Genomic DNA, 13,581 nt, shown 5'->3' with positions numbered 1-13,581 from the left:
ATAATAACAATTGGTCGCTTACCTTTTGACCTTTCGTTATTATCTGGTTTACACCCGCCAATGTTCGTGTAACGTTGTAAAGGATTGTGATGCCAGAAATAGTTAGACCACTATGTTATAAGATGTCTGTAGCTTATTCGTAAGGGTCGTTTGTAGTCCTTTGTCAGTTGTTCGTAGCAATTGGCAAAGGATTACTGTTTAATAACTCTCTTAACGAAATAATGCATAACTTACATGCTTGCTAGCTTAGTGTTGTTTTGATTTGTAGGGATGATACAAATCATCATAGATAAATATTTTGGCAATACAAACACCTTAAAGTGACTTTTGGTTGAGGTGATAACTCAACATGAACGTGCTATGGAGATAGCTTAGTATCTATTAGTACTAGTTAGTACTAGAAGTATACACGGTCTTTGCTATTATCAATGTCTTGCTTTGATTTTTGAATAACCTTAGCATCTCCTCCACCAATTGCTATTGCAACACCAACTTGAACATTCGATTGTACGTTTCCACCTTTGGTTTTAACGTCAATTTTAGCCTTGGTATCGATATCTACACCTCCGCGTCCTCCGACAATTTCACTGATTTCTTCATCAGCTAACTCGGTCATGACTGCGAGTGTTTCTTGTTCAAATGTTACAACTGACATACAAATTCCTTCCTGGTACAAAATGGTTTTGGAACAGTGAAATAGTAACTCAACATGAGCCTACTATGGAGATAACCTAGTACCTGTTATTACCAGAAGTACACACGGTCTTTGCTATTATCAATCTCTTGATTTGAATTTTGATAAACCTTAGCATCTCCTCCACCAATTGCTGATGCGTTACCAACTTGATTGGATACTTGTACGTTCTTACCTTTGGCATTAACGCCAACATTGGTTCTGTTATCAATATCTACTCCGCGTCCACCGCCGACAATTCCACTGATTTCTTCATCAGCTAATTCGGTCATGACCGCGAGTGTTTCTTGTTCAAGTGTTACAACTGACATAAAAATTCCTTCCTTGTACAAAATGGTTTTGGAACAGTGAAATAGTAACTCAACATGAGCCTACTATGGAGATAATCTAGTACCAATTATTACCAGAAGTAGACACGGTCTTTGCTGTTATCAATTTCTTGATTTGAATTTTGATAAACCTTAGCATCTCCTCCACCAATTGCTGTTCCGTTACCAACTTGATTGGATACTTGTACGTTCTTACCTTTGGCATTAACGCCAACATTGGTTCTGTTATCAATATCTATACCGCGTCCTCCTCCGACAATTCCACTGATTTCTTCATCAGCTAATTCGGTCATGACTACGAGTGTTTCTTGTTCAAATGTTACAACTGACATAAAAATTCCTTCCTTGTACAAAATGGTTTTTGCATAGTGAAATCTTTTTTGACTTAACCAAATAATAAAAATCTTTAGACATTTAAAATAATAAATATCTGACGACTTTTATTATCAAATTTGTTGCTTTAAAACACTAATTAAATGTGCAAAACAAAAATTTGCTTTTGGTTTGTTTTGCAATTTCACTATGTTTAAACAATACAGTTTTTTAAAAGTATTTTATATAAAGAAATGATAAAGTTGTTCAAGAGTTTTGTGAAGATTATGATTTTAAGAAATATCAAATATCGATATTAATTCAAGTTAATAAAGGTAGGATCGGTCAATGGTATATCTATAAATAATTTTTTGACAAGTTAATATAGGTATTACAAAATCTTGCCGAATAAGCAACAGCTAACATATTCAATTATTCACAAAAATAATATCCCCAACTTCTTTAGAAGTTGGGGATACGCACCTTTAATTGGGTACATAAAACGTGAGTTGAATTTAAGTTATACCAATTCTGTATGAAGATGCGCCAAACTATATAAAAAACGAACTGCATAGGCGCAAAGCGGGTTTCCACAGGGCGCATACTCCTACAAAAAAGCAAGCTACGCGCAGCATCTCGTCAGAAAAGTAAACAAAGGAAGAAAGAAAATTTGACGCAACCTCACAAATAAATGGTATTACTGTGAATACTAAATAGATGAAATCACTGTTGAATTTATTATTTGTGCAACTCCATTTGTCAGCGAAAATCTTCTTCTTGTGCGTGTTCTTTGCTTAGTCTTCGTATCCACAACATCTTGATTGGAGTCTTGAACAACAGCATCAGTACCATCAGTTGAAATCGCATTGATCTGTGATGAAAAATCCAAAACAATATCTCCTCCCACTATTCCTTTTAATTCACTATCTATCAGTTCCTCGACAATAACTTTCCGATTACAGATAGATTTGAAACTCACTTGATTGAAATTAGTCATAAATTCCTCCAGAAGTATACAGACTTTTTTGTCTGAGATGTATTTACAAATAGCAGGTTATTTAATAATTTGTCAACAGATTAAAAAAACATCCTACTTTTACTAACTAACTTACTTTTATCATTTTTATTTCTCTAAATTTACCTACTTATATTATTAATTTCATGAGAAAAGATTGCCAAATAGTCTTTACTATCCGACAAAAGCAAACTATCAATAAATGTGGTGAAAATATTCATTCGATACTTGCCAAACTACTGTTAATGTTGGCAGCATCACGCATCTTTATTACGGCACTGAACCGCTAAAATCTCAAATCTTCAATCTCAATTCAAACTTCTGGCACAAATAAGTTCTTTGTAAACACAGAAAGAAATGACATGTGAAAAATCAGAAGTCAGAATATTCTGACTTCTGGCTATTTTACTAAACAATGAGGAGTGTATAATTGCAGTTATACTAAGTATTACTTGAGCAAAAACGAAAATTGAATTTGTAGTACTCTCTTCGGTCAACAAACTTTTATAAAAGTCACAACCTTTACAGGCTAATATTTTTATAATAGCTGTTTTCCTGCCTTTCTTTACCCTCAAGAATCACCTTGAGTTGTTTTATGATGTTGATTTGCTCAAATTCACCTAATATCTTAGAAATTACTGGCCTCATGGAAGTGGAACACTTAACCTAGTAGACCTGAAAGACCTCCAAGAGCAGTTGTTAAAGTAGCATCGAGAACAGTTCCCACTCCACCGAGTAGTGGTCCCAATACATTGAATCCTCCCACTACTCCATCTAATTCTTCCTCATTAATTTCTTCCAAAATCACTTCTTGATTGTTGGGTTGGATCAAGTTTTTATCGTTAGTCATAATTTTCTCCAGAAAGTTTGTAGTAGGCATTTGTGCCTTGGATGTACTTATAAATATCAATTTTTATAAAAGCTTGTCAACGGTTTTTATATAAGATCCTACTTTTCCTACTTTTCCTATTTTTCCTACTTTTCTTACTCTTTGAAACCCACTTTTTTACTTTTATTTCTCATATTTTAGAATGAGCAAAATGCATAGATATAATACTAAAGGAGGATGTTTTATATAAAAATTTGCTCGTCTAGTCGATATGCTTTGAGTTTTTATGTAAAACGGTAGATTTACAAACAAAAGTTTCTACAATTTATTTACATCTAGCATAGAAAAATAAATATAGTTTATATCAAAAGACTGATTTTTTAATTTTCAACTAGTAATTTAGTGTTGTTTGGCAGAGGATACAGGAGAGGAATTTTGTCAGGTGCTAAATCATCCTGCTTTCTCTGCAATGCCAAAAATTGCAACAATGTCAGAATCGGTCTAGATCAATTCAGGCAATATTTTAATATGCAGACTATTACCAAAAAGTCAATAAATAAATCTTGGGCTGGTGCGATCGCAGAACCAGCAAAAGAATTTCCCCTTACTCAGCTATCAATTATTTCTGGCAAAGTCCCAGATGGCTTGCGTGGCACTCTTTACCGCAATGGCCCTGCACGCCTAGAACGCGATAGCGTTCGCGTAGGACACTGGTTTGATGGAGATGGGGCAATTCTCGGCATCCATTTCACAGATGCAGGAGTTACCGGAGTCTATCGATATGTGCAAACAGCAGAATATCAAGCTGAAACTCAAGCGGATAGGTTTCTTTATGGTGTCTATGGGATGCATCCGCCAGGGCCTATCTGGAAGCGCTGGGGCCAACAGATTAAGAATGCAGCGAATACCTCAGTGTTAGCTTTACCTGATAAATTGTTGGCTTTATGGGAAGCAACCAATCCCTACGCCCTTGATTTGCAAACTTTAGAAACGAAGGGATTGGATGATTTAGGTGCTTTGGATAACGGATTACCTTATTCTGCTCATTACAAGCGCGATTCACAAACAGGCGAGATTTTTAACTTTGGCATCAGTATCGGAAGTTCTGTACAACTGAATCTCTACAAAAGCGATCGCACTGGCAAAATTATCCAAAAAACTGCTTTTAAGTTAGATCGTTACTCAATAATGCATGATTTTGTTTTAACTCAAAAGTATCTAGTGTTTTTCAAGCCACCAATGCGGATGAAAATGCTGTCACTTTTGCTAGGTTTAACTACCTTTAGTGAATCTCTGTTATGGGAACCTCAATTAGGAACCCAGGTGTTAATCTTCGATCGGGAAAACTTATCCTTAGTGAGTCGTAGCGAAACCGATCCTTGGTTCAATTGGCATTTTGGTAATGGCTATGAAGATAAAGACGGTTCTGTGGTTTTAGACATGGTGCGATATGCAGATTTTTACCAAACTAATGAGTATCTCCGAGAATTTGCAAGTGGTGAGACACACACAGTTCCTACAGGAACATTGTGGCAAGTGCGCCTCAATCCGCAAACGGCTAAAGTAACGGCAATACAGGAAGTTGTCAATCGCAAGTGTGAATTTCCCGTAGTGCAGCAATCGCAAGTTGGGCAACCTTGCCGCTATACTTACATATCATTAATGCCCCAAAGAGGGGATATAGATAAAGAATGGTTTGGTGCGATCGCCCGCTTCGACTATAAAACTGAAACCCTCACCGAAGCAGACTTAGGAGAAAACCGCTATCCTTCAGAACCCATCTACGCTCAAGATGCCCAAAACTCCGAGCAAGGCTGGGTGCTAACCGTTGTATACGATGCTAATACTCATAGTAGTGAAGTTTGGGTATTTGATAGCGATCGCCTAGATGCAGAACCCGTTTGCAAACTAGGATTACCTAGCGTTATTCCCCACAGTTTCCACGGCACTTGGAACCCAGCTTAACAATTTGGGGAATGAAGCAGGGGGGAGGGAGCAGGGGAGCATACTTCTCTACGAGAGGCTACGCCAACGACTGCGCTCAGTAACCAGGGGAGCGGAGGAGCAGGGGAGCAGCACTTCGACTCATTTCGGCTACGCGGTAATTGAGCGTAGTCGAAATTCAATGACCAACGCTCAGTGACCGGGGAGCAGCACTTCGGCTACGCTCAGTGACCGGGAGGTGAGGGAGTTAGGGGACAAGGAGATAAACAAAACTCCTAACTCTTGTACAGACGCGATTAATTGCGTCTCTACTTTTAACTCCTAACTCAGCACTCAGCACTCACCACTCAGCACTCCTAACGCCCAATGCCCAATTCCCAATTCACTCTAATCTTTGATAATAGCTAAGTGTAAAAACGTAGTATCCTACATATTGGTATCTAAAAATAAGTCCAGAATCATGAGGAGAAACCCGATAGCATTACTACTTAGCGGAGTGATTGTCAGCTTTGGACTGTCATCATTGTTAGCTCAAGCACAACAAAAGGTTTCTGATGCCCAAGTTGCGGCAATGGTAGAGGCGCTACGACTAGCTGCACCGCAGACCGGCACCGCAAATGATGGACTTTACAGTGAATGGCAAGTTAAACCAAAAACCTTAAAAGGCTGGTCGAAATATTGTCTTAAACAAGAACTAACACCAACGCAGTTTGAAAATAGTCCCGCGAAAGCACGCCAAGTTGTATCTTGCATCACGCGCCGTGAGTTGAATAAGCAATTTATCGCCAGCAATAATAATGAAATCGCTGCTGTGCGTGGCGTCGGCTGTTGGTGGATGACTGGCAGCTATACAGGTTGCAACAGTGGATTTACTGCTACATATCTTCAAAAAGTTGTCGGTTTTTACCAGCAGCAGCGTTCAAAACTAACAACTACTCCATAGACATCACCAAATTAATCGCTGCGATCTGGCAATAAAAATATGAGTGAAAAGTAATTTAGAGAAGTAGTATTGCTATGTCTCTACAAGGATTATGGATAACGCATATTTAATTTCACCAAATATTTAATCATTAAGCGATCGCAATTAAGTAAACGTGAGTTCGATAAGTTCTTTCTTTACTTCTCCGCCAACCCCTCTTGGACACTCAAGATTACAGTCCATTTTAATGGACTTGGGTTATTAGACCGCCGTTTTAACGGTGGGCGGACGCACAACACCCAACGAGTACGCTAGGGCTTGCTGAAGTTGACACCACTGGCTTTTCGGCCCACCCCACAATATTGGATAATTTATTTCTTGGAGTTCCCTAATGCTGTTAGAATGCCTCAATGTCAAAAAAGCAACATTTATTAAACAAAAAACTCGGTTGGTCTTTGGATGAGCGAGATCCAAAGTTCATAGAATCTCTGATGCCCCTAGTTGACTTTTTCTATCAGTACTATTTCCAAGTTCAAACTAGTGGCTGGGAGAATATTCCACCCCAGCAAAAAGTTTTGTTTGTTGGTTCGCACAATGGTGGACTCGCAGCCCCAGATATGGTAATGATGATGTATGACTGGTTCCGAAGATTTGGTGTAGAAAAACCAGTTTATGGTTTGATGCATCCCAAGGTTTGGCAGGTTAGCCCACCACTAGCGCAATTAGTCGCCAAGGCTGGAGCAATCATGGCTCATCCAAAAATGGCTTACGCTGCCTTACGCTCTGGAGCGAGTCTGCTAGTTTATCCCGGTGGAGCCGAAGATATCTTCCGACCGAATTATTTACGTAACAAAATTTACTTGGCGGGGCGACAAGGATTTATCAAGTTAGCGTTACGGGAAAATGTGCCGATTGTGCCTGTGATTTCTTGGGGCGCTCACGATACACTGATTGTTATCGCTGACTGCTACAAAGTTGCGCGGCAACTCCACGAGTGGGGGATGCCTTGGCTATTAGGTATCGACCCCAGAAGTTTTTCCAATCTATCTCGGACTGCCTTGGGGATTAGCAATTGGCCCATTACCCAATATTCCATTACCAGTGCCCATATATACGCGGGTTTGTCCGCCAATTGTATTTGAACGCTACGGTCGTGAAGCAGCTAGCGATCGCCATTATGTCAATGAATGTTATGAATTAGTTGTTAGTCAAATGCAACAAGAGTTAGACAACTTAATAAAGCTAACGGCTCAGACCAATTCTCTTTAAATAGTTATGAGTTAAAAGTTTTGAATCTTTAATTTATCACTCCAAACTCTTGGAAAGACTTGGGTTAATCGCGTCTCTACTCCTAACCGCCGCTGACTGGTGGAATCAACACAACCTCATCTCCATCTTGTAGGAGGGTATCTGGTTCGACAAACATCAAATTAATCCCAAAACGGGTTATATCGCGCCATTGTGAGAGTTCAGGGTGTTCAGCTATGAGGCGATCGCATACTGCTTTGACTGGCATACTATCAGGAAATTCCAGCACTAATTCCGAAACCCTAAAGGCTTCTTGATAAGCAGCGAACAATTTGACGGTAACGGTGATTACAGATTTAGACATGTAACATACTTTGGTAGTACGAGCAAGTATTTTAATATTTGCTAATAATGTAAACAAATATTTAACATAGATAAGTATGTTTTGCTTCTTTGCCACTTGTGCGTGAAACAAATCTAAGTATACGCTGTTAAGCTGTTACGCAAAAAGAAAAGCACATCAACTGGTGAAGGTTGTCCTAAGTCAATTGTCCAAAGTCCAGTTGGTAAACACAAATGACAAGTGACTAATGACTAATGACGGTCTTAACCGAGTTTGTGCAATATGTAGGCGCATTAGCTTAGGACTGGCTCTAAGCGTACTCCTACGGAGAAGCAAGCTACGCGGTAGCATCTCTTAGAGTTGCTATGCTGTTGGCGTACTCCTGCAAGTGTCGCAGACAAGCCTTTCGTACCATTTTGTATAAGTTAAATTACGCATAGCGTCTCCTTTTGGGAGAAGAGAAGGCTTTACGCTGTGCTATCATCAATTGCAAATCTAAAATTCCCAATTGTTTGACTATTCCGCATTAAGGATTTTTGGTACTTTGAAAAATTCGCCTTCCTGTTCAGGCGCACTGTTGAGAATAGTTTCCCGGTCAGGATAGGGTTGCAATTCATCCTCTCGTGTGATGTTGCTGACATCAATTGCGCGTGTTGTTGGCAGCACATTACTGACATCAAGTTCATTCAATTGTTCGATATAGTCCAGAATACTTCCCAACTGAGTAGTGAATTGTTCCTCTTCTTCTGGAGTCAATTCTAAACGAGCAAGATTGGCTACTTTGTGAACTTGTTCTTGGTCAATCATAAATTGTCATTTGTCATTGGTCACTTGTACTGAGTTTCGACTGCGCGGTAATCGAGCGACTTGTACTGAGCGTAGTCGAAGTAAGTCGAGATTCAACTACCGCGTAGTCGTTGGCGTGGTAACAGAGCGTTGGGTCATTGAATTTCGACTACGCTCAATTACCGCGTAGCCGAAATGAGTCGAAGTGCAGCCTCTCCAAGAGTTGTATTGGTCATTAGTCCTTAGCAAATGACAAAGAACTAATGACTAATGACTAAAAGAATACGTCAATTTGCGATCGCCCGGTGGTTTTCAGCCAGTTTTGAGCTTCGATGTAGTTATTGGGAGCCATGCGAATAGCACGAATCCAATAGTCTGCTGCTTGGTCAAAAAGTGCTTCGCCAGCCTCGTCATCTCCAGCTTCTTTTTCTTTTTCGCCTTGATAGTGATAAATTACAGCGATGTTGTTCAAGGCTTGGGGCATACGTGGATTCAACTCAATTGCCTTGTGATATAGTTCTAAAGCCTTGTTGTGGTCGCCATTGCTGGCATAGATTAGCCCCATATTGTAGAGTATATAGCCGCGATCGTTGGTATCTTCCTCTAGTGTTAGAGCTTCTTCATAGTATTCCAATGCCTCAGCATATTCCCCTTCCGCTTGGGCTGACATCCCATCTCGATAATAAACAAACGCTTCTTTAGCTTTTTTGTTGGCTGGCAGGATCTTCAGAATGATATCCGCCATTACAGTAAAGGATTTGTCAATAAAATTATCGTTTTTTTGTGTTCTTGGCATATTTCTCTCTGGATATTGGGCATTAGGGATTGGGCATTAGGAGTGCTGTTAGCGATAGCGGGGCGTTGAGCCAGTGCTGAGTGCTGAGTTAGGAGTTAAAAGTAGAGACGCGATTAACCCAAGTCTTTCCAAGAGTTAGGAGTTTTGTTTACTCCTTGTCCTCTTGTCCCCTTGTCCCCCTATTCTCCCGCCCCTCATCTCTCTCATTTCCCCAATCCCCTAGTTAACTCAATAGTTAATTTAACTGATTTGCGGGGGCGTTCTTCTCACTGAGGGGTACGATACATTCTGAACTATTATGTCGAGAGTTGTTTACTAAGGTGCTAACTGGATATGCAATCATTGCTGGCGCTGGATAAGGACGCAATAATAGCTGCTGTAGAGTTTGGGGCGTTTCTACTTGGGAATCTAGCCATAAATCGTAATCTTGTGGCTCTAGAATTACTGGCATCCGCTCGTGGATGGGTTGGAGTAATTCGTTAGCTGCCGTTGTCAAAATTGTACAAGAAATTATTTCTTCGTTAGCAGGCGATCGCCATCTTTCCCACAAACCTGCAAAACCGAAAGGTTGCCCATCTTGGAGACGAAAATAAAATGGCTGCTTTTTACCTTGTTGGCGTTGCCACTCATAAAAGCCATCAGCTAGCACTAAACAGCGTCTGTGCTTAAAAGCCGAACGAAAAGCAGGTTTTTCGGCAACAGTTTCTGCCCTAGCATTAATCAGCTTTGCCCCCATTCCTGCGTCTTTCGCCCATGATGGAATTAATCCCCAATGCAACTGCTTAAATTCTCGCTTTTTGTTTTCGGGATTTTGTAACACTGTCGCCACCATTTGCGTAGGCGCAATGTTATATTCCGCTGCCAAATCGGGAACTGACTCAACATGAAAAACTTCAGACAATCCTGCTGCCGAATAGTTTAGAGTAAATCTTCCACACATAGTTTTCTTTTCGACCATTAACTAAATTAAACATCTCAAACTAGAAATAAATAATATTTTTTTATTTTCTCGAATCATTTCCTGTAGTACGTTCAGATACTAAATACAAAAAAAATATCCGGTTTTGGGAAAATCTTTTGGTAAGATATTGTATTTTGAACCTTCACTTCTCAACACATTCCTAACTGTATTTTAACATGGAACTACTGCATCTGTACGATTTTTTACCTTCTGGTCATGGTTATAAGATACGTCTTTTATTGACACAACTAGGTATGCCTTTTGAGAGGATAGAGCTTAACATCTTGAAAGGAGAGACTCGAACACCAGAATTTTTAAGTAAAAATCCTAACGGTAAGATACCTGTCCTGGAAATCGAGCCAGGGAAATATTTGGCAGAATCAAATGCTATATTGGTTTATCTGAGTGAAGGTACAGAGTTTTTACCTTATGACCGTTTTTTACGAGCGCAGGTGCTGCAATGGTTATGTTTTGAACAATATAGCCATGAGCCTTTTATTGCTACATCAAGATTTTGGATTTCTATTTTAGGTAAAACTGAAGAATATAGTGAAGCTATCAAACAAAAACGCGAACCGGGCTATGCAGCACTTAACTTGATGGATAAACACTTAAGTTCTCAAGATTTTTTTGTGGGAGAACGTTATTCGATTGCTGATATCGCTTTGTTCGCATATACTCATGTAGCTGATGAAGGTGGGTTTGATTTAACACAATATCCTGCTATCCAAGCTTGGATAGAAAGAGTCAAAACTCAACCAAGGTATATCAGTATTACAGAGGCATAAAAATTAGATGAGAGCAAGTTACTATCTCTGGTTTCTAATCTCTAGTAGAGAATGTCCTGGGTGGAATGTAGCTCGCATTCAGAAAGCAGCAAAGTCTTCATAAAAGATATTATTAAGCAGCAGTTAGGTATTCGGATCGATTTCCATCAGCTTTTGCCGAGAGGAGAAACCTGACTTTATTCTGATATGAGACTTGGGTACATCAAATTTATCTGCTAGTAGTTTAATTAACTCTTCATTAGCCTTACCATCAACTGGGGGCGATTTTAAATAAACAGTCAGACTACCATCAGGTTGTTCTTCAATTTTTTGCTGTTTTGAATTAGGTTTAACCTTGACTTTTTTTTGCATAACTTATTTTGTGTAGTTGTCGCAGCCATAACCAGCCTAAAACAGAACCCAATACATAATGAGGAAAATCCCACCAAACAAAGGTCGTACCAAGTAACAATTTACCTATCAAGGTGGCGCGCATTTGCTCTAATAGTGGCGGATGCCAAAGTTGCAAAAATTCTAGTATACAGGTGATGACAAAAACCCATATAGGAATTTGGATTACTGCCGCCCGACTTCTAAAAAACCAAAATGCGAACAGACACCAAAATATTTCGTAAAATACAGCTGCTCCGTAGTCATTAAACCAGTGATGAGCAGGGCCGTTATAATACTTAAACAAAAATCCCATCGGTACAACGATGAGTACAGAAATAATAATAAATATTGTTTGCTTACGGTATCGGAGCATTTTCTTATAGACTAGAGACTAAGCAAAATTTTAGCAGCGGAATGATTATAAGTCTCGGCTGAGTACTAGCAAAAACCGCAGATATCGCTAATTTCCAAACTAAGGGCTGGCTTTTTGGGTCAGCCCACACTAAGTAGTTGGATATTTTTCTTGAGAAGTTTTTAACTAAATAGTTAATGTTTTTTAACATGAAATTATGCAAATTACAAGTAAGCTACATGGAACTGATAAATAGTTCTTTCATTGATGCTGAACTTACATATTTAGTGAGAAATTTAGGAGAGATAATATGGCTTTCGGTACTACAAATCCTGACACGATAAATGGGAGTTCGGGAAATGACACCATAGTTGGTTGGGCTAGTGGTGGTAACGCCAATACTGCCTCCGGTAACGATATCTTGAATGGCTTGGCTGGTAACGATTCCCTCGCAGGTGGCACGGCGAATGATAGTCTTAGCGGTGGAGATGGCAATGATACACTTGATGGGGGTACAGGAAACGACACTCTAAAAGGTGGTGCAGGTAGTGATACCTTCAAAGGCAGTCAGGGTAACGACAACATTGATGGTGGAGATGGCATTGATACCGCAGACTACAGTCAACTAGGTCAAACCATTACCTTATCAGGTGTTGGAACCATTCAAAAAGCTGGGGGATTGGGACAAGATTTACTCTTTAAAGTAGAAAAGGTGATTGCTAATGCTAAGGTTGCCAACAACACTATAGATGCATCTCAATCTTTGGCTGGGGTATCTATCACCGCTAACCTGCAAACCCAAAGTTTAGCTGCTAATAACGTTCCTGGTTTAGGAACATTGTCATTTACCGCAGTCAACTTTGATAATGTCATCGGCACAAATGGAAATGACAGCATTGCTGGCGATAACCAAAATAACCGATTATCCGGTAATAATGGCAATGATACACTTGACGGCGGTTTAGGTATTGACACTTTGAATGGGGGAGCAGGTGACGACACTTACATTGTTGATACTACTCTTGATACCATTACAGAGGCTGCGAATTCAGGTATAGATAACGTCCGGTCTTCTGTCAGCTACACTCTAGGAGCCAATCTGGAGAACCTGAGACTGAGAGAAGGTGGCAACCTTACCGGGATAGGTAACAGTCTTAACAACTTTCTTTTTGGTAATACTTCTAATAACACTATAAATGCAAGAGCAGGCGATGATACCCTAGACGGTAATAATGGCGATGATATCCTCAATGGTGAGGACGGCAATGATAGCCTACAAGGCGGGCCGGGCAATGATATCCTCAATGGGGGATCTGGAAACGATATCCTCATCGGTACTTTTCCTGGTAGTCCGTTTCCGCCTGGATTAGGGGAAACTGATACCTTAACTGGCGGGCCTGGAGCAGATAGATTTATCCTCGGGGACGCTGAAAATGTTTTCTACGACGATAACAACACTACGAATCCTGGTTTTGGCGACTTGGTTACTATTACTGACTTCAACCCTAGCCAAGACCGAATTGAACTCAACGGATTTTCACAGGATTACCGCTTGCAAGTTGTTGGAAGTAACACGCGAATATTCTTAGACAAACTAGGAGCAGAGCAAGATGAGATCATCGGTATTGTGCAGGGGGTAGTGGGGTCTCACACTTGATAGTGACAGCTTCACTTTTGTATGAGCAAAACAATACTGGATAAAGTACAAACAATACATTCGCCAGCCCTGAAGGGTTATCTTGCCTGAAGATGGCGAAACTTTCTTTGGTAGCAGTTCTAATCCTGATTTTTCTTATACACTAAGAGTCAGTTTTGCATAAAAACATTGTCAACTTAAGAAAGTACTAATATTCAGAAGGCAGATTCAAGGATACTTTTCCTCTTGGCTAG

At 39.9% G+C, this 13,581-nt stretch carries 15 protein-coding genes and 1 pseudogene; 5 read left to right on the top strand and 11 right to left on the bottom strand.

Annotation, left to right across the window (positions count from 1 at the left end; genetic code table 11):
- Positions 1-397: 397 nt before the first annotated feature.
- The 5 genes from NSTCB13_RS13705 to NSTCB13_RS13685 all read right to left on the bottom strand — a co-directional run bounded on the left by NSTCB13_RS13705 (position 398) and on the right by NSTCB13_RS13685 (position 3,200).
- Positions 398-655, bottom strand: coding sequence for a hypothetical protein (locus NSTCB13_RS13705; RefSeq protein ID WP_448265178.1), 258 nt, complete (start codon positions 653-655; stop codon positions 398-400).
- A gap of 89 nt (positions 656-744) precedes the next feature.
- Complete coding sequence (locus NSTCB13_RS13700) at positions 745-1,005, bottom strand: hypothetical protein (RefSeq protein WP_335005928.1); 261 nt, start codon at positions 1,003-1,005, stop codon at positions 745-747.
- A gap of 89 nt (positions 1,006-1,094) precedes the next feature.
- The gene (locus NSTCB13_RS13695; RefSeq protein WP_445628086.1) at positions 1,095-1,355 is read right to left on the bottom strand and encodes a hypothetical protein; all 261 of its coding nucleotides are present in this window, start codon (positions 1,353-1,355) and stop codon (positions 1,095-1,097) included.
- A gap of 689 nt (positions 1,356-2,044) precedes the next feature.
- Positions 2,045-2,332 carry a hypothetical protein gene (locus NSTCB13_RS13690; RefSeq protein WP_448272705.1) on the bottom strand — a complete coding sequence of 96 codons (288 nt, stop codon included), beginning with the start codon at positions 2,330-2,332 and terminating at the stop codon, positions 2,045-2,047.
- Positions 2,333-3,011: 679 nt separating this feature from the next.
- Positions 3,012-3,200 carry a hypothetical protein gene (locus tag NSTCB13_RS13685; protein WP_448272704.1) on the bottom strand — a complete coding sequence of 63 codons (189 nt, stop codon included), beginning with the start codon at positions 3,198-3,200 and terminating at the stop codon, positions 3,012-3,014.
- 507 nt (positions 3,201-3,707) lie between these two features.
- On the opposite strand from NSTCB13_RS13685, the gene NSTCB13_RS13680 reads away from it, so the two are divergent.
- The 3 genes and pseudogenes from NSTCB13_RS13680 (at position 3,708) to NSTCB13_RS13670 (ending at position 7,314) form a co-directional block, all read left to right on the top strand.
- Entirely contained in the window at positions 3,708-5,144 is a 1,437-nt protein-coding gene (locus NSTCB13_RS13680) for a carotenoid oxygenase family protein (protein ID WP_448272703.1), read from the top strand.
- A 439-nt stretch (positions 5,145-5,583) separates the two neighbouring features.
- Entirely contained in the window at positions 5,584-6,066 is a 483-nt protein-coding gene (locus tag NSTCB13_RS13675) for a hypothetical protein (RefSeq protein WP_448272702.1), read from the top strand.
- 389 nt (positions 6,067-6,455) lie between these two features.
- A pseudogene (locus NSTCB13_RS13670) lies at positions 6,456-7,314 on the top strand (lysophospholipid acyltransferase family protein).
- Positions 7,315-7,396: 82 nt separating this feature from the next.
- Here the strand turns inward: NSTCB13_RS13670 and NSTCB13_RS13665 are convergent.
- From NSTCB13_RS13665 to NSTCB13_RS13650, 4 genes are all read right to left on the bottom strand, one after another.
- A complete protein-coding gene (locus NSTCB13_RS13665) occupies positions 7,397-7,657 on the bottom strand; it encodes a MoaD/ThiS family protein (protein WP_448272701.1) in 261 nt (86 codons plus the stop codon).
- A gap of 495 nt (positions 7,658-8,152) precedes the next feature.
- Positions 8,153-8,443 (bottom strand): Asp-tRNA(Asn)/Glu-tRNA(Gln) amidotransferase subunit GatC, encoded by a 291-nt coding sequence (gene gatC, locus NSTCB13_RS13660; RefSeq protein WP_445628093.1) that lies wholly within the window; start codon positions 8,441-8,443, stop codon positions 8,153-8,155.
- Between the two features lie 253 nt (positions 8,444-8,696).
- A complete protein-coding gene (locus tag NSTCB13_RS13655; RefSeq protein WP_322692183.1) occupies positions 8,697-9,218 on the bottom strand; it encodes a photosystem I assembly protein Ycf3 in 522 nt (173 codons plus the stop codon).
- Between the two features lie 235 nt (positions 9,219-9,453).
- Entirely contained in the window at positions 9,454-10,158 is a 705-nt protein-coding gene (locus NSTCB13_RS13650; RefSeq protein WP_448272700.1) for an SOS response-associated peptidase, read from the bottom strand.
- Positions 10,159-10,355: 197 nt separating this feature from the next.
- Between NSTCB13_RS13650 and NSTCB13_RS13645 the strand changes: the two genes are divergently transcribed.
- Complete coding sequence (locus NSTCB13_RS13645) at positions 10,356-10,967, top strand: glutathione S-transferase family protein (protein WP_445628094.1); 612 nt, start codon at positions 10,356-10,358, stop codon at positions 10,965-10,967.
- Between the two features lie 123 nt (positions 10,968-11,090).
- Here the strand turns inward: NSTCB13_RS13645 and NSTCB13_RS13640 are convergent, their stop codons facing one another.
- Positions 11,091-11,318 (bottom strand): DUF167 domain-containing protein, encoded by a 228-nt coding sequence (locus NSTCB13_RS13640; protein WP_322670473.1) that lies wholly within the window; start codon positions 11,316-11,318, stop codon positions 11,091-11,093.
- Positions 11,296-11,712 (bottom strand): ribosomal maturation YjgA family protein, encoded by a 417-nt coding sequence (locus NSTCB13_RS13635; protein ID WP_445628095.1) that lies wholly within the window; start codon positions 11,710-11,712, stop codon positions 11,296-11,298. Before NSTCB13_RS13635 ends, NSTCB13_RS13640 begins: the two co-directional genes overlap by 23 nt.
- Positions 11,713-12,001: 289 nt before the next feature.
- On the opposite strand from NSTCB13_RS13635, the gene NSTCB13_RS13630 reads away from it, so the two are divergent.
- Positions 12,002-13,348, top strand: a complete 1,347-nt coding sequence (locus tag NSTCB13_RS13630) for a calcium-binding protein (protein WP_448272699.1) — start codon at positions 12,002-12,004, stop codon at positions 13,346-13,348.
- The last annotated feature ends 233 nt before the right edge of the window (positions 13,349-13,581 follow it).

This window comes from Nostoc sp. DSM 114160 (assembly GCF_053470305.1).
This window is presented reverse-complemented; position numbering and strand designations above follow the sequence as displayed.

Bases quoted from the DNA above. Each gene is read 5' to 3' on its own strand.
- NSTCB13_RS13690 (WP_448272705.1), bottom strand. From the start codon at position 2,332: ATGACTAATTTCAATCAAGTGAGTTTCAAATCTATCTGTAATCGGAAA.
- NSTCB13_RS13650 (WP_448272700.1), bottom strand. From the start codon at position 10,158: ATGTGTGGAAGATTTACTCTAAACTATTCGGCAGCAGGATTGTCTGAA.
- NSTCB13_RS13665 (WP_448272701.1), bottom strand. From the start codon at position 7,657: ATGTCTAAATCTGTAATCACCGTTACCGTCAAATTGTTCGCTGCTTAT.
- NSTCB13_RS13705 (WP_448265178.1), bottom strand. From the start codon at position 655: ATGTCAGTTGTAACATTTGAACAAGAAACACTCGCAGTCATGACCGAG.
- NSTCB13_RS13675 (WP_448272702.1), top strand. From the start codon at position 5,584: ATGAGGAGAAACCCGATAGCATTACTACTTAGCGGAGTGATTGTCAGC.
- NSTCB13_RS13640 (WP_322670473.1), bottom strand. From the start codon at position 11,318: ATGCAAAAAAAAGTCAAGGTTAAACCTAATTCAAAACAGCAAAAAATT.
- NSTCB13_RS13680 (WP_448272703.1), top strand. From the start codon at position 3,708: ATGCAGACTATTACCAAAAAGTCAATAAATAAATCTTGGGCTGGTGCG.
- NSTCB13_RS13695 (WP_445628086.1), bottom strand. From the start codon at position 1,355: ATGTCAGTTGTAACATTTGAACAAGAAACACTCGTAGTCATGACCGAA.
- NSTCB13_RS13635 (WP_445628095.1), bottom strand. From the start codon at position 11,712: ATGCTCCGATACCGTAAGCAAACAATATTTATTATTATTTCTGTACTC.
- NSTCB13_RS13700 (WP_335005928.1), bottom strand. From the start codon at position 1,005: ATGTCAGTTGTAACACTTGAACAAGAAACACTCGCGGTCATGACCGAA.
- NSTCB13_RS13685 (WP_448272704.1), bottom strand. From the start codon at position 3,200: ATGACTAACGATAAAAACTTGATCCAACCCAACAATCAAGAAGTGATT.
- gatC (WP_445628093.1), bottom strand. From the start codon at position 8,443: ATGATTGACCAAGAACAAGTTCACAAAGTAGCCAATCTTGCTCGTTTA.
- NSTCB13_RS13655 (WP_322692183.1), bottom strand. From the start codon at position 9,218: ATGCCAAGAACACAAAAAAACGATAATTTTATTGACAAATCCTTTACT.
- NSTCB13_RS13630 (WP_448272699.1), top strand. From the start codon at position 12,002: ATGGCTTTCGGTACTACAAATCCTGACACGATAAATGGGAGTTCGGGA.
- NSTCB13_RS13645 (WP_445628094.1), top strand. From the start codon at position 10,356: ATGGAACTACTGCATCTGTACGATTTTTTACCTTCTGGTCATGGTTAT.